The 20,173-nt window shown below is 42.3% G+C and carries 21 protein-coding genes and 1 pseudogene; 13 read left to right on the forward strand and 9 right to left on the reverse strand.

The features are described 5' to 3' along the window. Positions 1–18: 18 nt before the first annotated feature. Complete coding sequence (gene surE / locus RMY31_RS17515) at positions 19–828, reverse strand: 5'/3'-nucleotidase SurE (protein ID WP_322656760.1); 810 nt, start codon at positions 826–828, stop codon at positions 19–21. Positions 829–1,147: 319 nt separating this feature from the next. Between surE and pheS the strand changes: the two genes are divergently transcribed. The 4 genes and pseudogenes from pheS to RMY31_RS17535 all read left to right on the forward strand — a co-directional run bounded on the left by pheS (position 1,148) and on the right by RMY31_RS17535 (position 4,440). Next, a complete protein-coding gene (pheS, locus tag RMY31_RS17520) occupies positions 1,148–2,149 on the forward strand; it encodes a phenylalanine--tRNA ligase subunit alpha (protein WP_322656706.1) in 1,002 nt (333 codons plus the stop codon). 119 nt (positions 2,150–2,268) lie between these two features. Continuing rightward, positions 2,269–2,358: pseudogene (locus RMY31_RS17525) on the forward strand (hypothetical protein); the annotation flags it as partial. A 114-nt stretch (positions 2,359–2,472) separates the two neighbouring features. After that, positions 2,473–2,694, forward strand: coding sequence for a transposase (locus RMY31_RS17530; protein WP_322656707.1), 222 nt, complete (start codon positions 2,473–2,475; stop codon positions 2,692–2,694). Positions 2,695–3,243: 549 nt separating this feature from the next. After that, positions 3,244–4,440: an argininosuccinate synthase gene (locus tag RMY31_RS17535; protein WP_322656708.1), complete on the forward strand. Its 1,197-nt coding sequence runs from the start codon at positions 3,244–3,246 to the stop codon at positions 4,438–4,440. 54 nt (positions 4,441–4,494) lie between these two features. Here the strand turns inward: RMY31_RS17535 and RMY31_RS17540 are convergent, their stop codons facing one another. Beyond that, positions 4,495–5,124 (reverse strand): DedA family protein, encoded by a 630-nt coding sequence (locus RMY31_RS17540; RefSeq protein WP_322656709.1) that lies wholly within the window; start codon positions 5,122–5,124, stop codon positions 4,495–4,497. Positions 5,125–5,587: 463 nt separating this feature from the next. Here RMY31_RS17540 and RMY31_RS17545 point away from each other — a divergent pair, with 463 nt between their 5' ends. Continuing rightward, positions 5,588–5,941, forward strand: a complete 354-nt coding sequence (locus RMY31_RS17545; RefSeq protein ID WP_322656710.1) for an STAS domain-containing protein — start codon at positions 5,588–5,590, stop codon at positions 5,939–5,941. Positions 5,942–6,691: 750 nt separating this feature from the next. Here RMY31_RS17545 and RMY31_RS17550 read toward each other — a convergent pair. Together RMY31_RS17550 and rpsF are read right to left on the reverse strand one after the other, a co-directional pair. Then, positions 6,692–7,243 carry an Npun_F5560 family protein gene (locus tag RMY31_RS17550; protein ID WP_322656711.1) on the reverse strand — a complete coding sequence of 184 codons (552 nt, stop codon included), beginning with the start codon at positions 7,241–7,243 and terminating at the stop codon, positions 6,692–6,694. Positions 7,244–7,452: 209 nt separating this feature from the next. After that, positions 7,453–7,779 (reverse strand): 30S ribosomal protein S6, encoded by a 327-nt coding sequence (gene rpsF, locus RMY31_RS17555; RefSeq protein WP_322656712.1) that lies wholly within the window; start codon positions 7,777–7,779, stop codon positions 7,453–7,455. A 480-nt stretch (positions 7,780–8,259) separates the two neighbouring features. Between rpsF and RMY31_RS17560 the strand changes: the two genes are divergently transcribed. Continuing rightward, a complete protein-coding gene (locus RMY31_RS17560; RefSeq protein WP_322656713.1) occupies positions 8,260–9,033 on the forward strand; it encodes a fumarylacetoacetate hydrolase family protein in 774 nt (257 codons plus the stop codon). A gap of 3 nt (positions 9,034–9,036) precedes the next feature. Here RMY31_RS17560 and RMY31_RS17565 read toward each other — a convergent pair whose 3' ends face one another. Together RMY31_RS17565 and RMY31_RS17570 are read right to left on the reverse strand one after the other, a co-directional pair. Continuing rightward, complete coding sequence (locus tag RMY31_RS17565) at positions 9,037–9,513, reverse strand: Tic20 family protein (RefSeq protein ID WP_322656714.1); 477 nt, start codon at positions 9,511–9,513, stop codon at positions 9,037–9,039. 152 nt (positions 9,514–9,665) lie between these two features. Next, positions 9,666–9,863 (reverse strand): hypothetical protein, encoded by a 198-nt coding sequence (locus RMY31_RS17570; protein ID WP_322656715.1) that lies wholly within the window; start codon positions 9,861–9,863, stop codon positions 9,666–9,668. A 591-nt stretch (positions 9,864–10,454) separates the two neighbouring features. Here RMY31_RS17570 and glyA point away from each other — a divergent pair. The 3 genes from glyA to RMY31_RS17585 all read left to right on the forward strand — a co-directional run bounded on the left by glyA (position 10,455) and on the right by RMY31_RS17585 (position 13,688). Next, entirely contained in the window at positions 10,455–11,738 is a 1,284-nt protein-coding gene (gene glyA / locus RMY31_RS17575) for a serine hydroxymethyltransferase (protein WP_322656716.1), read from the forward strand. 121 nt (positions 11,739–11,859) lie between these two features. Next, complete coding sequence (locus RMY31_RS17580; protein ID WP_409878037.1) at positions 11,860–12,108, forward strand: hypothetical protein; 249 nt, start codon at positions 11,860–11,862, stop codon at positions 12,106–12,108. Between the two features lie 326 nt (positions 12,109–12,434). Further along, positions 12,435–13,688, forward strand: coding sequence for a competence/damage-inducible protein A (locus RMY31_RS17585; protein ID WP_322656718.1), 1,254 nt, complete (start codon positions 12,435–12,437; stop codon positions 13,686–13,688). A gap of 224 nt (positions 13,689–13,912) precedes the next feature. Here the strand turns inward: RMY31_RS17585 and RMY31_RS17590 are convergent, their stop codons facing one another. After that, positions 13,913–15,820 (reverse strand): choice-of-anchor Q domain-containing protein, encoded by a 1,908-nt coding sequence (locus RMY31_RS17590; protein WP_322656719.1) that lies wholly within the window; start codon positions 15,818–15,820, stop codon positions 13,913–13,915. A gap of 1,891 nt (positions 15,821–17,711) precedes the next feature. Between RMY31_RS17590 and RMY31_RS17595 the strand changes: the two genes are divergently transcribed. After that, positions 17,712–17,900 carry a hypothetical protein gene (locus RMY31_RS17595; RefSeq protein WP_409878038.1) on the forward strand — a complete coding sequence of 63 codons (189 nt, stop codon included), beginning with the start codon at positions 17,712–17,714 and terminating at the stop codon, positions 17,898–17,900. A gap of 113 nt (positions 17,901–18,013) precedes the next feature. Next, complete coding sequence (locus RMY31_RS17600; RefSeq protein WP_322656721.1) at positions 18,014–18,193, forward strand: helix-turn-helix transcriptional regulator; 180 nt, start codon at positions 18,014–18,016, stop codon at positions 18,191–18,193. A gap of 26 nt (positions 18,194–18,219) precedes the next feature. On the opposite strand, the gene RMY31_RS17605 is transcribed toward RMY31_RS17600, so the two are convergent. Beyond that, the gene (locus tag RMY31_RS17605; RefSeq protein WP_322656722.1) at positions 18,220–18,402 is read right to left on the reverse strand and encodes a hypothetical protein; all 183 of its coding nucleotides are present in this window, start codon (positions 18,400–18,402) and stop codon (positions 18,220–18,222) included. 1 nt (position 18,403) lies between these two features. Between RMY31_RS17605 and RMY31_RS17610 the strand changes: the two genes are divergently transcribed. Continuing rightward, a complete protein-coding gene (locus tag RMY31_RS17610; protein WP_409878039.1) occupies positions 18,404–18,544 on the forward strand; it encodes a hypothetical protein in 141 nt (46 codons plus the stop codon). Between the two features lie 124 nt (positions 18,545–18,668). Here the strand turns inward: RMY31_RS17610 and RMY31_RS17615 are convergent, their stop codons facing one another. Then, positions 18,669–19,061, reverse strand: a complete 393-nt coding sequence (locus RMY31_RS17615) for a hypothetical protein (RefSeq protein ID WP_409878040.1) — start codon at positions 19,059–19,061, stop codon at positions 18,669–18,671. Positions 19,062–19,190: 129 nt separating this feature from the next. Here RMY31_RS17615 and RMY31_RS17620 point away from each other — a divergent pair, with 129 nt between their 5' ends. Further along, positions 19,191–19,985, forward strand: a complete 795-nt coding sequence (locus RMY31_RS17620; protein ID WP_322656725.1) for a DUF2993 domain-containing protein — start codon at positions 19,191–19,193, stop codon at positions 19,983–19,985. The last annotated feature ends 188 nt before the right edge of the window (positions 19,986–20,173 follow it).

Below are 20,173 nucleotides of genomic sequence, written 5' to 3' on the forward strand. Positions count from 1 at the left end.
TTTTCTCCCTCATCTCCCTCATTTTCCCCACTCCGCATCTCCCCATCCCCACTCAGACAATTGATTTAGTCCGTTGGCATAGGTAAGATTGTATTGCAGAGGTGTTACACTAATGTAGTTTTTACGGATGACATGCACGTCAAGAGGCACATTATGTGTAAGATTTAAGCCTTCTGGAGGTTCCACATCTTCTATCACTTCCCCAGTTAACCAGTAGTATGTTTTACCACGGGGATCGACTCGCTTGTCAAAAACATCAACATAGCGCCGCACTCCCTGACGTGTCAGCATCACTCCAATAATTTCTTCCCACTTGACAGCAGGAACATTAACGTTGAGCAACATCAAATTAGGTAGGGGTTTTGCTGCGAGTTGGTCTACTAAAATTTTGGCAAACTTAGCAGCAGGTTGAAAGTCTTTGGACGTATGGCTAGTAAGACTCAACGCTATGCTGGGAATACCTTCAATCAAGCCTTCCATGGCCGCGGAAACGGTGCCAGAATAGAGAATTTCGGTTCCCAAATTTGCACCTTGATTAATGCCAGAAAGCACCAAGTCAGGGGGCGACTCTAGCAAAGCCCACAGCGCTAATTTCACACAGTCTGAGGGAGTACCATCACACGCCCAAGCTTTGACTGCGGGATCAAAAAGTGACTCGACAATTTCAGCGCGAATCGGCTGGTGCATTGTTAATCCATGTCCAGTTGCCGATCGCTCCCGATCGGGACAAACTACGGTTACATCATGACCGGCTTCTGCCAAGCAGTTTGCTAGGGTACGAATACCTAAAGCAGAAATACCGTCATCATTGCTAATGAGTAATTTCATGTGCAAATAGTCAAAAGGAGCCAGCGCTGAAGCAGGGTAGCCACTGGCTTGCTTTGGTTGCCAAAGTTTTAGCAAGTGGCATTGTCCCGATTCAGGCGACTGGCGTTCAATAGTCAATAGTTAACAGTCATAAGCTAATTGTCAATGCCTGATGTCACAAGCCAAGAATAAAAAACCGACTCACATGTTCAATCGCCTCTAAACTGGTAAAAAGAGGTGTAGTTTTGACTTTTGCCTTTGGTTCATTAATGGCATACTTGGTAAGGTTATTTATCGAGCAGTCCCCGGCTTTAAACTAATGACTATTGATTATTGACTAATGACTAATAATTTAAATAATTTAGAGGCTCAACTTTTAGCACTGCGGCAAGAAGGAGAAAAAGCGATCGCAGCCGCCGACACTCTAGAACAACTAGAGGAACTCAGAGTTAGCTATCTGGGTAAAAAGGGGCAACTAGGGGCGCTATTGCGAAGCATGGGGCAGATGAGTGCAGAGGAACGACCGAAAATTGGGGCGATCGCCAATACAGTCAAGGAGTCCCTGCAAACTAGTCTAGACCAGCAACGTGCTACTTTAGAAGCAGCACAAATTCGCTCCCAGCTAGAGGCTGAAACTCTCGATGTCACTATGCCGGGATTTTATCGTCCCCAAGGTCGCATCCATCCCCTGAACGGAATCATCGATCGGGCATTGGATATTTTTGTCGGTTTGGGCTACACCGTAGCTCAAGGCCCAGAAATGGAAACCGACTATTATAATTTTGAAGCTCTGAATACTCCGCCTGACCATCCTGCCCGTGATATGCAGGATACCTTCTACCTGCCAGATGGCAATCTACTACGGACTCATACTTCATCGGTACAAATTCGTTACATGGAAAAAGAAGAACCACCCATCCGGGTTGTTGCTCCAGGGCGAGTTTATCGAAGAGACAATGTAGATGCCACTCACTCAGCGGTATTCCATCAAATAGAACTTTTAGCGATCGATCGGGGACTGACGTTTACAGACCTCAAAGGCACTATTAAGGTGTTTTTGCAAGAAATGTTTGGCGAGTTGCCAATTCGCTTCCGTGCTAGTTATTTTCCATTTACGGAACCCTCCGCTGAGGTAGATTTGCAATGGAATGGCCGCTGGTTGGAAGTGATGGGTTGCGGTATGGTCGATCCGAATGTACTTAAAGCCGTGGGTTACGATCCAGAAATTTACACTGGGTTTGCTGCCGGTTTTGGTGTGGAACGGTTTGCAATGGTATTACATCAAATCGATGATATTCGCCGCTTATACGCCAGTGATTTGCGGTTCTTGCAGCAATTTTAGAAAAATTCGTAATTCGTGAGGGAGTTGCCTTCTTGGATACCACTTCCTCTACAATGTACCTGTTTATCCTTAAATAATAGGAGCAGCGATCGCAACCCAACTAATTCGTAGTAGTTCACGACCACTGGAATCCCTATTATCAACTCGAAGATGTGAATCACGCCTTGTGTAACGCACATTATCTGAGAGAACTTAAAGCCTTAGAATAAATCGAGCAAGAATCTTGGGCGAAGTCGATGAAAAAGGTTTTACTGTTAGCTTGCAATTATAAACATCGCTATCCCAAAGGTATTTCCTAAGATATTGTTGCTCGTCTCTATCAATTGTATGAGCAAATTCTCAAACGAGGGCTTGATTTTCACTCCTTCCAACCACCGTTAATCCGTAAAGGTAATAGAGGACGGGTGAAACGACGAGTTGGTCATAATTTGCTATTGCGGTTTCAAAATTATAAGCGGGATGTTTTACAGTTTCTCACAGAACCGGATGTTCCCTTTACTAATAATCAAGCCGAACGTGACTTGCGAATGATGAAATCAGTTTAGGCTTTATTTGGGCTTAATTTTTGTCTAAATTCCGTTAGTGGGGAATTTAGATGAGTATAAGTACTACTATATCGTTCAAGCAATCAGCAGAGGAATGCTTCATGCCGATCGATTAATCGAGTTGAGAGAGGTATCACATCAATCCCGATAATGAATGAGTGAGAATTTATAACCAAGTAAGTTCAAAATATTTGCCAACCTAAAAATGTATTAATTTTAATAATTTTGTTGTTAATACCATGATGACCAATAAATTTAGAGAAAGATAAAAAAGCGATCGCTCTGTTAGGAAAACATGATTGATAATCATCGAATCTTAACCCAAATAGCTTGTGCTGTGGAAATAGTAACTTAATTTTCTAATAAATTTATTTCTCAATTAAAATACAGGAATCATCAAAGATTCATGAAATTTTCTGTTTCTTTTCTTGGCGTACTTGGAGGCTCGTTTAAAAAGTAATTCTCACAAACTAGATAGGATTGCTATACACGTGTATTAGTTTAGATATAATAATGACTCATTCTTTGTTTTCCTAACTGGAGAAACCAATGGGTCGCGCCAAAAAGGTTGTTCTGGCATATTCTGGCGGAGTAGATACCTCAGTTTGCATCCCCTATCTCAAACATGAATGGGGTGTAGAAGAAGTAATCGCATTAGCAGCAGATTTAGGTCAGGGAGATGAATTAGAACCAATTAGAGAAAAAGCCCTGAAATCAGGTGCAAGAGAATCCCTAGTGGCGGATGTTAAAGATAGCTTCGTTAAAGATTATGCCTTTGGAGCGATTCAAGCCAATGCTCTCTACGAAAATCGCTATCCTCTAGGAACTGCCCTTGCCCGGCCGCTGATTGCAAAAATACTAGTAGAAACTGCCGAAAAATACAGTGCTGATGCGATCGCTCACGGTTGTACAGGCAAAGGTAACGATCAGGTTCGCTTTGATGTCTCCTGTGCTGCTCTTAATCCCAATCTCAAGATACTCGCACCAGCGCGGGAATGGGGCATGAGCCGAGAGGAAACTATCGCTTATGGTGAAAAGTTTGGCATCCCCGCACCAGTCAAAAAATCTTCTCCCTACAGTATCGACAAGAATTTACTCGGTCGTAGCATCGAAGCTGGTGTACTGGAAGATCCAGCAGCCGAACCACCAGAAGAAATTTATCAGATGACCAAAGCGATCGCTGATACTCCCAACGAACCAGAGTATATCGAAATTGGTTTCAATAGAGGTATTCCGACCACCCTCAACGGTACACCCAAAAACCCAGTTGAGCTAATTGAACAACTTAATCAGGTGGTAGGAAATCACGGCATTGGGCGGATTGATATGATAGAAAACCGCTTAGTGGGTATCAAATCACGAGAAATCTACGAATCACCCGCGATGTTAGTGCTAATTCAGGCACATCGGGATTTAGAAAGCTTGACTTTGACGGCAGATGTTAGTCACTACAAGCGGGGCATTGAAGAGACTTATACCCAAATAGTCTACAACGGTCTGTGGTATAGTCCACTCAAAAGCGCATTGGATGCATTTATTCAACAGACACAAGAACGAGTGTCGGGAATCGTGCGGGTAAAACTCATTAAAGGTAATGCCTCCATAGTCGGGCGTTGGAGTGACAATTCACTCTATAGCCCTGACTTGGCAACTTACGGTTCTGAAGACCAGTTTGACCATAAGGCAGCCGAAGGCTTTATTTACGTTTGGGGACTCCCAACTCGTATTTGGGCACAGCAGCAGTAAAGTTAAAAGGCAAAAGAGATAATATTTTCTTTTGCCTTTTTAATTTTTAATTGTTTACTCTCCCGTTACCCGCTTAACTTGACGGGATTCTAACCATAAAGGCACAACAATCAAGACTACAAGAATCAGCAAGGCAGCGATCGCAAATTGACTTACCCAAGCAACCAATTGTTCTAAAGAGATAACTCTGCCAGCAAAGAAAGCTAATGTCACCATCACACTAGCCCAAGTCCCTGCTCCTGCTAAGTTGTACAAAAAGAATTTTCTAAAGGGCATTTCAGCTATGCCAGCAAGTGGCGCAGCAAAAATCCGTAGTAATGCAAAAAAGCGACCAAAAAATACAGCTTTAGCAGCGTTTTGACTAAATTGTTCTTTAATATTTAGCAATTTTTCTTCAGAAATTCGGAAGAGTTTGCCTACTTGTAGCAGAAAAGACCAACCTCCGACTTTACCAATCCAATAGCCAACAGTACCACCGAGCGCAGCACCCGCAACGGCATTACCCAGAACGAACCAGTAACTCAGTTCATGACTACCAGCTAGAAACCCGCCCACTAAGGTCACAGTTTCACCAGGAAGGGGAATGCCCAAGTTTTCTAGCAAAATTCCCAAAAAAATTGCCCAGTAACCGTACTGATGGGCAAAATCCTGGATGTTTTCTAGTGAAATTAGATCGAGAGACATCCCGCACCGCCGCTTTACAATTTTTTACCTTTACTCTATCTTGGCTCGTTTGTGTCTGGGGTGTCAATCAAGCCTTTAAATAGAAATGATAGTCTATAACTATTTATAGATATTATTTATTGCCTATTGAGTATTGACGATTGTTTACTAACCAGTTAGTACCACAAGCACATAGTTGTGGACATAAAACAATAAGTTTTTATGAAAAATTTATAAATATCCCATCAAAATATAAAAATCTGGTAAAAGATATGTTTGATACTAAAATTCTTAGGCGTTTATGCCTATATTTATAAAAGTTAACACAAATTATACGGCATGGATACTGAAGCAAGCTGTCTCAACTGCATCGCTGTTAATTCCTGAATAAGTGAATGAAGCAGTAGTTTTGCCGTTGAAGCTGCACTAGCGTTGATGCCAAATTTCTGTTTTTGTTGAGTGTTTCAATTACCCAGTCAAATACATGAATATCTCACAAGAATTGCAAGTAGTTTTATTCAAGCCCCAAGGAAGCATAGACTTGGAGGGTGGTATAGCTTTGAGCGAACAGATGGTTGATATAGTGCCTCAGCCCGATCAACTCTGGGTTATTGATTTGTCAGAGGTGGATTTTATGGATAGTTCTGGATTAGTCCCACTGGTCAAAGGTCTAACATCTGCCCGTCAAAGCGGTTGTCGCTTAGTTCTCTGCAATGTCCAAGCCCCTGTGCGGTTAATCTTGGAACTGACTCAACTGGATTCGGTGTTTGAAATTTTTAACACTTACGAGGATATTTTTTCTAACTTCAACCATAACAATCTGGTGCTAGCAGGCTAGTCTTATAGATTACATACAAATGTATCTAACAAGCAAAAAACATTTGTGATTTTTACCTAGCGTTACTCACCATCACCAGCGATCGCACAACTACAAAAACAGTAGTTAGAGTTCAACCTATGGCTTGGCAGCGAGTAGTGTTAATGACAGACAAAGAAACTTGGTTGTCAGATGCTAACGCCAGCTAAGGGGGTGCAGTGGGAAATGAACAAAACAGTCATAGCAAATTTTACTCTTCTGCTACCCAAACTGCACCCAGTATGTAACTGAATACTCGATAAAAATTTCAGAAAATTATACCATTGTGGATTTTCGATTGGAAATTCAACTCTGGAGGTTGGTTGTGTACATCCATCTGTTGCAAACATTTTCCAAATGGGTTCTACATGCTCTCTGAGCATAAGGTCTGGCACTCTACAACAAGGTGAATCTTAAGTAAAGGTGTTCGCGGACGAAAAACATTGTCCTGTAAGTTCTTGAGAGTGCCAGCACAGTTATTTTATTTCAGGTTATTAGAAGCACGAGAATTTTTCTTTATTGTATTGTTTCAGAAACTAGGTAAACTATCTAAAAAAGCTCGTATAGCAGTCCGATTTGATTAGAGAACTTACTTATCAAGGAAAGAATAGGGAACAAGAAAGCAGATAGATAGAGGAATAGGTTGTTTTTTCACCCAATTACATAGGAGTCTCATATCAAGCATTTAGCTGTGGAGCTGAATTACGAATTAGTATTACAGCTTTAGGCATTTCATACAGCAGAAATGTTGCTTGGACTGGATGCTGGGCGAGGAAAGTTTGGCAGGTCAATGCCACTATGACTGGCATTGCGGGTTTTGAGTGCCAAACGATAACTCACACTTTGCAGTTCTGCTTGGAGTTGGCGATTTTCCCGTTGTAGGATTGCTACTTTTTCTCTCACAGGAGCCATGCGTTCCTCGAACTTACGACGATAAATTTGAGGTAACTCCTGTACTACTTGCTCTAACATCCGACTGCGATCGGTTAGTTCTTGTACTGACTGTCGCAGTTGGTAAATTTCGGCATCACGAGTAGTAATCTGTTCTTGATAGAACGTCACCTGCTGCTCAACAGCTTGCAACTGTTCTCGCAACGCCTGCAACTGACTCATATCCACATCAGGCTCGGCTCGCTGGGGCATAAAATTAGTATTGCCCTTCACTAGCCGGAAGAGTTCTTGAGAAAGCTGTTGCACTAATTGATCGCGAAGCTGCAACTCTTGGCGCAGCTGCGAGACTTCGCTAGAGAGAGCTTGAATGTTGGGTGTGTCAGTTTGGCTCACAGTGGCTTACAGCTCCCATTGACAAATCTTGTCGAATTCTAGGTATAACTGCGATAGTACTGCTTTTAGCAAGTACTTGTTAATTTAGCATTCCCAACCAAATCAAAAAAAAGGCACAAAATAAAAATTTTTTTAGACTTAACTTGTTCAGTACTGAGGGTTGAGGCTCTAAAACCTTGACACTCAGTACCTTTTACTCAGAAATTTCCTTAAGCGCTTACAGCAACTTTGTCTGTTTTTTCTTCAGGGAGTTCCTGCTTAATTGTCAGGTAGCGAAATACTTCTTCGCTTAAACGCATTGCACGTTCCATGGGAGCAACCACAGTTCCTGGCCCGGTATAGTTCATCTGGATGTAGATGCCGTCCCGATGCTTTTTAATTTCATAAGCCAGACGACGCTTCCCACGATTTTGAATTTGGATATCCTCAGCGCCTTGTTCTCGGAGCAAGTTTTGGTATTTCGCAATTGCTTGCTCTACCTGTTCGTCTCCCAGGTCAGGACGCAGAATGTACATTGTTTCGTAAACTGTGGACATATTTTTAAGTCTCCCTATGGACAAAATGGCTGCTAGTGTCGATTCATACCGATATTTTTACAAAAATACTAGTATTGCTCAACATCTGAAGCAACAAGGAACTATAATCTTACCAGTTTTCAATTTGAATCATTAGCCAAATCTACTGAAATTTCCATCTCTAACGAGAAGCTTCCCTACAGGCGGCTAGGGAGGAAGCCAACCCACCCTAGGGAAACCCCTTCGGGACTGTATCCTAGCCTGCGGAAAGCCCTGACGCTTTTGAGCGTTAACCAAACAGAGGTGTTCTGATTGAGTGCAAATGCCGTGAATATGAGGAAGCAATATCTTCCTCATGTCTCTGATTTCCTTTATCTTCCCCATACCTCAGTTAACATCGTTGATGGCAACTCAGTTTCAGGCTCAAGCCTCTACCACTGACTGAAGATTGCTAAGAGCTAACAGCTTTTAATCGCAGACAAAAGGATATTAATTAAGCTTATGGCGCAGCGCTATGTGCGAGTTCAAAATCTAGAAGGCAAGGTTTACTATGGGTTGCTACAACTGTCCCTCAACGTGCAGGTGTTGGATGCTCCACCTTGGTTACAAGGACAAGCCACAGAGCTAATTTTAAACCCAGACAATTACCAAATTCTTCCTCCCTGCGCTCCTTCAAAAATTGTGGCGGTAGGCAAAAATTATGCAAACCATGCGGCAGAGATGGGTACTACTGTACCAAATGAGCCATTAATTTTTCTCAAGCCATCTACATCTATTATCGCCTCTGAGACAGAAATTAAGTATCCTCCCCAATCGCAACGGGTAGACTACGAAGGGGAGTTAGCATTAGTGATTGGCGATCGCGCCTTTAACTGCACGCCACAAGAAGCTCAAACTAAAATTTGGGGTTACACCATCGCCAATGATGTTACAGCACGGGATCTACAACAAAAAGATGGTCAATGGACTAGAGCTAAAGGTTTTGATACTTTCTGCCCTCTAGGCCCTTGGATTGTCCGAGAATTAAATCCTGGAGCCAGATTGCAGACTTTCGTCAATGACGATGCCAATCCTCTACAATCTGCCTGTATCGATCAGATGGTTTTTCCCCCCGATATTCTCGTGTCTTATATCAGTCAGGTTATGACATTACTACCAGGGGATGTGGTGCTAACGGGTACGCCAGAGGGTGTTGGGTCATTACACCGAGGCGATCGCGTCCGCATTGAAATAGAAGGTATTGGTCGCCTAGAAAACACCGTGGCATCCCGTTAACGATTAGCGCACTTGCATATACACTGCATCAGAAATTGCCGGAATTTCTGCATAACGTCCAATTAGGGACTGGATAACGGAATATGCAACTGCTGCTAGAATACCTAGAAAAATTGTTGTGTATAGGGTTTGGATGGCAAAACCACTACTAGGAACTAGTCCAATAACATCGGTTAGGATGCTAAACAAAAAGATAATAATATCCAACAGTATTGCCTGCATGGTATTGAAACGTATAAAGTGACTGATTTTTTCGTTTCTCACCACTAAAAGCCATAAAGCAAAGAAAATAATCAGTCCTGCATAACGGACACCATAATAAATTCTTAGCAATGGGAGAAGGGGCAGAAACAGCAGTCCCAGTGGTGGAAACTGGGCTAGCAAAAATTGACCGAAGGCAAAAACCTCAATTAGAGGAAGTAGGTAAGGTAAACAAGCAAAAACCCGGTCGGAAACAGTTGTAGACCCGCGCCAAGTCATTGTGCATTCTCCTGTGGCTAAATTTCGAGAGTTACTTGAGCCTAGGATAACGCAGTTGCTTGGTCTTGCTCAGCTATTACGCCTTGAAATTGCAGCTTGACTCTAGTAAATTATTGACTGTTAACAGTTAACACTTAACTGTCAACAGTCAACTATTCTATGTACGCGATGCGGAAGCCCATCATACACTCGTACTGCTCTGGTTGTTGTTCAGTGAGTTTGCGAATGGCTTGGCCGCAACGAAGTTGACCCCCACGCCAACGAGGCTGACCGCTTGCGTCAGCGAGTAAACAAGACTGGCAAACCTGCTCGGGGGCAAGGATTTGATCGCCTGTTAAAATGACTAGCATCCAATCCCTCCTGTAAATCTTCGTTAGTTACCCGTATTTGTCCAGAGGAGGAAACGCTTCGTAGATACCCAAAAATAGGCTAAAGGCAGAGTGGGCGCGCGCTGCGCGTTATAAACTATTGTAATTTTCAATTGCGGAAGACGCTTCAAAGCATCCTCTGTTATCTTTTTGGTAAAAATGGGGGTAATAACAAAAAATTGCCTAGTGAATCTTTATCTATTGTATGTTGTGTGTCTTATGATTGAGTTCTTTGGTTAAAACTTATACATAAATTCTGGGTACAGAGAACTAAGGACTGGGACTCGGAGAAATATAGTTTAAATTCTTTTAATCCCTAATCCCTTTTACCAAAGATAGTTATAGTAAAATTGCCGCTACCGCATATGAAAATGTTTTATCCCTACTCCCCACTCCCTATTTGCATATATGATCTTTAACGCACTAATCAAGCTGGTATCTAATAATAAATAAATCAGCATCAGTAAACATCAATAGTTAGCATCACAAAAATGTTGGACTGTAGGCTATTACTTAGGTGCTGCATCAAGTCAAAAGCAACCATTGTGCAAATTTCCATTCAGGATAATTGAAGTGACTAGGACTAATTCAGACTTTCTTGCTGCCTCCGATCCCGCGATCGCGGAATTACTCAACCAAGAACTACAGCGTCAACGCGACCACTTAGAGTTGATTGCTAGCGAAAACTTTACCTCTGCTGCTGTACTGGCTGCTCAAGGTTCGGTATTGACAAATAAATATGCCGAAGGCTTGCCTGGTAAACGTTACTATGGCGGTTGTGAATTTATCGACAAAGTCGAGCAACTAGCGATCGACCGTGCTAAACAACTGTTTGGTGCTGCTCATGCCAATGTACAACCACATTCTGGTGCCCAAGCAAATTTTGCAGTTTTCCTGACACTACTAGAACCAGGAGACAAAATCATGGGTATGGATTTGTCTCATGGGGGGCATCTTACCCACGGTTCCCCGGTAAATGTGTCGGGTAAGTGGTTCCAAGTTCGCCATTACGGTGTCAGCCAACAAACAGAACAATTAGACTACGACCAAATTCGGGACATGGCGCTGAGAGAGCGTCCTAAGCTTCTAATTTGCGGTTATTCTGCTTACCCTCGTGTAATTGACTTTGAAAAGTTTCGTAGCATCGCTGATGAAATCGGCGCTTACTTACTAGCAGACATTGCTCATATTGCTGGTTTGGTTGCTAGCGGTTTGCATCCCGACCCGATTCCTTATTGTGATGTAGTAACCACAACTACCCATAAAACTCTACGCGGGCCTCGGGCTGGAATAATTTTAACTCGCGATGCCGAACTAGGTAAAAAACTTGATAAAGCTGTTTTCCCAGGTTCTCAAGGTGGACCATTGGAACATGTCATCGCGGCGAAGGCAGTAGCTTTTGGAGAGGCCCTGAAGCCGGAGTTTAAAACCTATTCTGCCCAAATTATTGAAAATGCCCGTGCTTTGGCAGAACAACTATTGAATCGGGGCTTCAAGCTAGTGTCAAATGGCACTGATAACCATTTAATGCTGGTAGACCTACGGTCTATTAGCATCACAGGTAAGCTGGCGGAACAGCACTTGAGTGTTGTGAATGTTACTACTAACAAAAATACAGTTCCCTTCGATCCTGAGTCACCATTCGTGACTAGCGGCTTGAGGTTGGGTTCTCCGGCAATGACTACAAGAGGTTTAGGAGTCGCAGAGTTTACCGAAATTGGTAATATTATTGCCGATCGCTTGCTTTCTCCTGATTCCGATACAGTGGCAGTTGATTGTCGGCAACGAGTAGCAGCATTGTGCGATCGCTTCCCCTTGTACCCTCACCTAGAGATTCCCGTCCCAGCCCTAGCATAAGTGGTTGGGGATTAAGGATTAGAGAGGCAAAAGGTGAGACCAGTGCTGCGGTCTTGGGGTCTCACGCCACTCCCCACCCTGCGGGAAGCCGCAAAGCGTCTACAAGTCGGGAGACCCACCCATGAGGGTGGTTCCCCAAGTGGAGGAGGCAGTGCGTTCCGGGAGTTCCCACGGTAGTTCCTATCCTTCTCCTAAGGTCGCTGCTCTTGCTAGCTTGCTTCCCCGCAGGGGTACGGGAACGTTAAGAGCGAACAAGTCGGCAAAGCTGACGGCAGTTACTTCAACGGAGGGAACCTCCGCAACGGACTGCCTCCCCGTTGTAGCGGCTACCGTCAAGTGGCGTAGGAGGCTACGCAATAGCGCAGCGTAAAGCCTTCTCCTAAGGTCGCCGCTGCGCGAACAGCATAGCTTCGCTTAGAGCGAGTCTTCGACGAGCGTCACAAGCGTCACCCGAAGGGAGTTTGGAATTAGCCATTGCTGGTATCCCCAGCGGCATTGTTACGCCTGTGGTGCAACTTCACTGTTAAGTTACGCTATTTGGCGTTTGTGGAAAATCTCTAGACAATCTTAAGTACTAGGTATTGGGGACTGGGAGAATAATAAAGCATTCTTAACTTGTCTTCAATTAGTCATTCATCATTGATAATTAGTAATTTATTCCTAATCCCCAATCCTTAATCACTAATCCCTAATACGATGAGTGCAGAAATAATTTGTGTTGGTACTGAATTACTGCTGGGAGATATCCTCAATAGTAATGCTCAATTTCTGGCGCAACAATTAGCGCAACTAGGTATTCCGCACTATTATCAAACCGTGGTTGGAGATAACCCAGAACGATTGAAGCAAGTTATTGAAATCGCTACCTCAAGAGCGCAAATTCTTATTTTCACTGGTGGTCTTGGGCCCACGCCAGATGACCTTACCTGCGAAACCATAGCTGATTTTTTTGGTGTCCCTTTGGTAGAACGCCCGGAAATCATTGAAGATATAGCTCAAAAATTTGCAGGGCGCGGTCGGCTTATGACTCCAAGTAACCGCAAGCAAGCTTTGATTCCTCAAGGTGCAGACATTTTACCTAACCCAACTGGAACAGCACCCGGTATCATCTGGCAACCGCGCTCCAACATAACAATTTTTACATTCCCTGGTGTGCCATCAGAAATGCATTATATGTGGCGAGAAACCGCGGTACCCTTTCTCAAAAATAAAGGCTGGGGTAAAGAAATTATTTACAGCCGGAGTTTAAAGTTTTGGGGTATTGGTGAATCTGCGTTGGCGGAAAAAGTTGCTCCTTATCTCAACTTGCCTAACCCCACAGTAGCGCCCTATGCAGGCAAGGGTGAAGTCAGATTGCGGATTTCTGCTAAAGCTACTTCAGAACTTGCAGCAGAAGCTTTGATTTTGCCGATTGAGAAACAACTTAAAGAAATTGCTGGACTGGATTATTACGGTGCAGACGATCAAACTCTGGCTTCTGTGGTCGGTGAGTTGTTGCGAGCAAAAAAAGAAAGTCTGTCTGTTGCAGAATCCTGTACTGGTGGGGGGTTGGGGCAAATGTTGACCGAGATTTCTGGGAGTTCAGATTACTTTTGGGGTGGGGTAATTTCTTATGAAAACTCAGTGAAAGTTGGATTATTACAGGTTAAACCAGAAGACTTAGACAAATTTGGGGCGGTAAGTGCTACTGTTGCAGAGCAAATGGCAGTTGGGGTAAAAACGCGCCTCTTAACCACTTGGGGATTGAGTATCACTGGTATTGCTGGCCCAACTGGGGGAACGGACACAAAGCCAGTGGGTTTAGTTTACATTGGTTTAGCTGGGCCAAAGGACGAAGTGGGGAGTTTTGAGTATCGGTTTGGAACAATGCGAGGTCGGACTCTAATTCGTCTTTTGAGTGCGAATACAGCCTTGGATTTGCTGCGGCGGCAGTTGTTGACAAGATTGTAACGCAAACAAAATTTTCTCTTGACTCATCCCCAATCTCTCTTTGCTAGCGAAGAGGAGATAAGTTGGTTATGAATTCCTTTTACCGATATCTTAACTAGAGGGCAACAATGTGGCTATGTTGACTGTGTTCTTGTAGCACGATAATTACGAAAACTCAGAAAAAAAGTTTAGTATTCGACAGCCCACTTCAACAAGTACAACCGATCTGAGATTGCAACTTGGTCTTACAAAACGAAGTTATTGACAGTTAAACTGCTGGCTGTGACGCTCCTCAACGTTAAAAACTGTTGAAATTCATTGGGGCTGGAGTCACCATTTGGATTAATGCTAACAACTGTGTTACTACCAACCTGCCCTAGTTTTATGTAGTCAGTGAAAGGATTGGCACTCTTGAAATTAGACCCATCGATAATTTGACTGAGGTCTATTACTTCCTTTGTGCGGTCAAAACCGATGATATAGTCGCCCTTGTCTGAAAAGCTTTGGTAGACAAATCGCTCGTTACCCGCTCCACCAATTAAGATATCGATACCACCACCACCAATCAGAGTATCGTTACCATAGCCTCCCATGAGGATATCGTTACCACTAGTACCAGTCAGGACATCGTGACCTATAGTGCCATATATGGCAAATTTCTCTGAATTAATGGGACTAATCGGTTGAGGAGATCTATTAGCAGCTACTTCGTAGGCTCCAACATCCGGTTGAGTGTCCCGCAACACTCTTCCTTGGTCAATGGTAGGTACGATCGCATTTTTGATGCCAGTGTTGATGGCAGGGCTACCTGTTTTCAGGGGATGCACTAAATCTCCCCCGATGTTTTTTAAGGAATCAAGAAGAGGATCCACAATCCGACTGCCCGCTACAACTCGGCGAGCGCTGTATGCGGGGGCAGGATATTCAATGTTACCACCGCCATCTTTGAGTGAAAACGCGACTTGCTGTTGGTAGCGATCGCCTGCTGTGTTGTAAGCAACAATCGAGTTAGTTAGGGTTATGTTCTTATCACCACCGAACATAACTGCCCCAGCAGCGCGTCCAGCAAAGTTGTTAACGATGGTGGAATTGACTATATTGACGGGGGCGGTAGGATCGGTGTCCAAGAACATTGCTCCACCCGCATCTTTGGTCACCTTGTTTCCAGAAAAGGTGCTGTTGATGATGTCCACCGACGAACTTCTATCTATCCACAAGCCTCCTCCTTGCTTTTCGGCGGTGTTGTTAGCAATAGTGACGTTCTTGATTGTGATTGCGCTGTTAGCTCGTACCCCTCCTCCTCGTGATACCCCTTGAGCGTTGTAACCTGCACTATTGCCGACTATAGTGCTGTCTTCAAGAATGACTTTGTCTTTAGCGTAACCATAGAGAAAAAGTGCGCCGCCTTCACCTTTGGTATGGTTATCTTCAAACCAACTGCCACGGACGGTAATTGTACCTGCTACTGGAGAACCAGGCCCTATGGGAGTTGCTCCATCAGTGAAGATTGCACCACCACCAACATCACCTGCTGAACTGTTGCCTTTAAAGACCGAGCTTTCTACAGTCAATTTACCTAATATGCTATAAATCGCGCCGCCATTTACCCCTTTGTTGTTGGTAAATGTAGAGTTTTTGACAACGAGATCGCCAGCACCACAAGTGGCGATCGCTCCACCGCTCCAGCCAGATTTTGCTGAAGTACCATCGTTACCATCAAAGCTACTGTTAAGTACTGTGGAACGACCCCCGTAACCAAGGTAGATGGCTCCACCTGTGCCAGCACGATTGTTGCTAAATTTACAGTTATCAACCGTGATGCTGCCGTAGTCATAGACTTGAATTGCACCACCTTTTCCAGTCGTACTCTTCAGACCGTCAGCGATAGTGAGGTTCTTAAACGTAGCACCAATCTGACGCTCGACAATAAATACTCCTGTGGTATTGTTACCACTAACTTTTAAATTAGCTGCTCCTGTGCCATCAATCGTCAGGTTTTTTGTAATACTAAGTTGCCCACTGGTAAGTGTAATGGTCTTGTTGGCAAGAGTAGAAGCAAACTTGATGGTGTCCCCCGCTTGAGCAGAGGCGATCGCTGCACGCAAAGAACCTGCTCCGCTGTCTGCGGAGGTAGTAACGTTAATGATAGCCATGCTTTTAATTTCCTTTTAGCTCAACGTTTTCAGATCTACGTTTTGGAAAAAATCACTCTTTTTATGACTTGGCAGTGGTCTAGCCATCGTCCTTAACGATGGTATTCAGAACACCCTGACTTGCCTTTTTTATAAACCTGTAAAAAACTAAAATCTAAGGGTGAATCCACTTAAAAAAGCCTTAGCGTAAATCTACTTAAATTGAGGTTAAGAACTGATTTTCTAGTTTTAAATAAAAAAATGTCCTATTTTTTATAGTTAATAAATTCAGGTACTTTAGACCTGAATTTCTTGAGGTTTCAGTTATTTATATATAAAAGATAACTTTGATGATATGAATATTTTTTATAAACTATAAAATCGGATAATCATATTTTTATACAAATAAAATAAATAGTAATTTATATGTTAATTATTTGCCAGTAAGGGTTTTTATAGCTTGATAATATTATTTTACATCCGTAAAATAATTAATTGTCTAGAATGTAGAAGCAGTTATAAATATAGTAAATTAAGTTCTGTATTAGCTTAATGTAAATTTTAGTAATTTTTTATCAAAATCTTAGAAAAGATTTTTAAGCTTGAAAAATTGAATATTTTCCCATATTAGTTAAATTTTTATAATATTTTTAGCGACGATGTATTAAGAGAATTTTGGCAATATAATTCATTCCTCATGGTATTTTTTTATTTGCAATTGAAATATTTCACCAAAATCACTTGAAATATAATTTAATCAATAGAATATGAAACTTATAACATGAAAGATATACTTGTAATAAAAGTATTTTTAATAATTTTAATTATTTTTGTTGAATTCTAGACAATCTAGTAAATTAATAGTATCTAAAACCAGATTGGTTTGTATTATTAAATACGCAGTCTTGGAAAGTTGATTGTTCTATTTATAAAATTTAATTAGTTGTATTTGTAAACAAAATTAAAGACAATAAATTTTACTAATAAAATCTGTAGCCCTTATTCAGGCTCTGTTTCAAAACTTTATCTGATAAAATAAGAATCTATTTTTTGATTTTTTTATAACAAAATCATGAATTTAGTTTTATGCTGGTGAGTTGCAAAGCCAATGACTTCCTTACCTGCACCCACGATCGCATCTCGGTTTTTAGAGGTTAGTAGCGCTGAATTCATTTACCGTAAGGCTTTTAACCAAAATGAGAATGGCTTGTACCACCTTGAAAAAGCTGGTCATCGATTCTTTATGCTTAAACCACCTCTTATAGCAAGCAGCACTTGAAAGCCTTGATTTGATTGACTTTACACCAATCTGTCAAATGATGCTCGCTGTATTGGCTCTCTTAATCTACCGTAATTACAAAAGAGTCCATATTTGCACCAGGATACTTCTACAGGAAAAGCTTTTAATCTTAGTTAAAAAATCACATTTATAAAACTTAAATTATTGGAAGAAGAAAAAAGTAAATGAGCAATCACTCCACTCGAATACATTAAAATTGATACTGTTTTAGCTAAAAGGCGATCGCTAACATTGAATTCAGATAAGCTCATCTTTTCTTCATTGAGTTTGCATCGCATTGCGAAAAGCTATATTGTTTGGCCTAATTTATGCAACTCAACAGCAGGGACAAGTCTAGTTCTGTAGAAATACTGATTTTTCATCGTGTTGTAGCTTTTCTGTGGCTATGATGTCTGAACAGATTTTCGTTCTTAAAAAAGCAAAATTGGTTATATTCAGCGTTTTATATGCTATTACCTTACGGATTCTCTTTCTAGCAATAATGGTCTCATTTGCACGATCGCGTACGGATTTTTTACTACCAATCTTAAAAAAATCATGATCTAGTAATTATATTTTTTTGCTATTGTTGCATCGATCGGGCTGATTAGCGATCGCATTTTTGTATGGACAGTGCGATCGCCCTCAATGGATCGCTTTCTCTATTCGGTTCAAAGTCACTTGCTTGATAGTGATACTCATCACTTCTTTGTCCTTGCTGTTGGGGAAAACTTGTGGCTTACCCCAGGCTGCTACTTCGGTAAAGCCAAGGCAATACAGTCAATGAATAATGCTGTTGATACCTTGACGGCAGCCGATTAGGAGAATTGTTAGAGTCTGATGCAATATTAAAAATCCGCAGTGGTTTACAGAAAATCAATCCAGAAGCCGCTGAGGAATTTATCAGACTTTACTTGAGTGAAGATGAATGAGACATGGGAAAGGCAGGCGAAGCACTCAAGCGGGTTTTAGCAACTTACAGTATTAGCCAGAACAAATTGGCAATGACAATCGACATCCGGCGATGGGATGTTGGTCGTTGGGTACATGGGCTAACTGACCTGGCTGGCGAGATAATAGTTGAGATTGCTAAAGCGCTAAGGATCGTGGATTAAATAAGGTGTAATACTGCCAATGATATCTATACACTAGAGGGGTAAATGGATGAACTGGTAGATGATGCAAACTTACCCTGGTGAGATTGAGGTTCAAATGCAACGATATTATGAGTCGTTGTCACAGAAGGATCGCCGCCGATATGCCGCGATTGAAGCGGTAAAACTAGGGTACGGCGGGCAACGGCAACCACTCGTACAGGACTCAAAGTGTTTACGACGATTCTCGATAAAACCTATCAAACGGGCCGAAAAGTGGCTCTTGACTTCAAATCAAATATGAAGATTGTTTTTGATGAATTCTTGCCGCAATGGCATTACACCGCTCAACCAGAGTTACAGGTTATTTAATCCACAATCCTTAGGGGACTTAACCAAGATGCAGCTGTTGAATTTGTCAAACTCTACCTAGGAGGTGGCGATCGCATCCCCGAAATCCGACTTTTTAGAGAAGTTGAACAGGTAGATAAAAGAGCTATTGTAAAGCTGCGTTACCAATAGCCCCACCGATGCCTACATCTGCTCCTGTGACAACTTGTCCAGCTTGAACAGCAGCGCCACTGATTACACCCGAAGTTACTCCAACTGCTCCAAACAGTGAACCTAAAAAAGATGATTTTTGTATATTTAATTTATTATCTATTGTTGTGTTATTAATAGCAGTTGAGCATTCCACTTCGTCATCTGCTTGAGGTATTGCTAAAGGTGAGTTTACCTGTACTTCTAGCTCAAATTCTTGTTGCCAGTCTGGAAACTCTTCTCTTATTTTTCTACCGGATATTTTGATATTTTTAAAAGATTGGATACCTAAATTAGTTAATCCATCATAAATAAGCGGGACTACAAACCTTAGGCTACAAAGTAACATCAGACACAATAACATATTAGCTATCAGCCATCCCACGCTTGCTTATCAGCACAACCAATCTTCAGGCACTTGCTGTATTGTTCACATTTTGTTACAAAAGTACAAAGAACTTCTAGAGACTAAAACCAAATGTTCGGCGGACTTACTGGTTTAACAGATCCTAAAGGCACAGACTGGGGGGAGCGGATGCTCAATACAGTCGCTAGCCAAACGATTCGCCACCTGTTTACCCAAAGCGAGTCAGTAGAAGTCTTTGTGCGCTGCTATCCCTCCAGCAAACTGTTGCAAGGCAGCATTGATAGCTTCAAAATGAGCGGTCGTGGCTTGGTCATCCGTAGAGAATTCGCGGTAGAGGAGATGTCGTTTGAAACTGATGCAGTGGCCATTGACTTTGGAGCAGTCCTGAGTGGCAAACTGAATCTCAAACAACCTACCCAAGCGATCGCTCAAGTAATTTTGTCAGAAGCAGGCATTAACCAATCTTTTAATGCCGAACTAGTGAGAAAGCGACTGGTAAACCTCTCTCTGCCTGCCTTGACGGCATTATCTGGCGGTGAACCAGTATCCTTTACTGAGGTTCAGGTACAACTCCTGCCGGAAAATCGCTTGCGGATTATGGCAAAGGCAGATTTGAACAACGGCGAACTAATACCCCTGAGTATGACTGTAACCATAGCCGTTGAACGACGGCGGCGAATTTCTTTCAAAGACCCACAAACTGAACTTGACCTCGTGCCAGAAGCACAACAAGAAATATCCCGAACCTTGAGCATGGCACTGGCAGAAATTTTAGACAATATGGTCGATTTGGATCGCTTTGACCTTGATGGGGTGAAAATGCGGCTCAATCGTTTAGAAACTGAGGGTAAAAAATTAATTTTCAGTGGATACGCTGAGATTGAACGTATACCGCGTAGCTCTTAATCAGTAAGTAGGATGAGATGAGGGAGCAGATAAAAATTATTTCTAGGGCTAATTTAGAGAACTGGGGTAATGGAATTTCGCTTTAATAAAAACGTTGGTAGAGGCATGACCATTGCTGTGTTCCTATCAACGTATTTGTATGATTACTTTATCAACTATCGCTTCACAAACCATACTATGACTAGAAA

Origin of the sequence: Dendronalium sp. ChiSLP03b (assembly GCF_034531165.2) — a bacterium.
Classification (GTDB): Bacteria; Cyanobacteriota; Cyanobacteriia; order Cyanobacteriales; family Nostocaceae; genus Dendronalium; species Dendronalium minutum.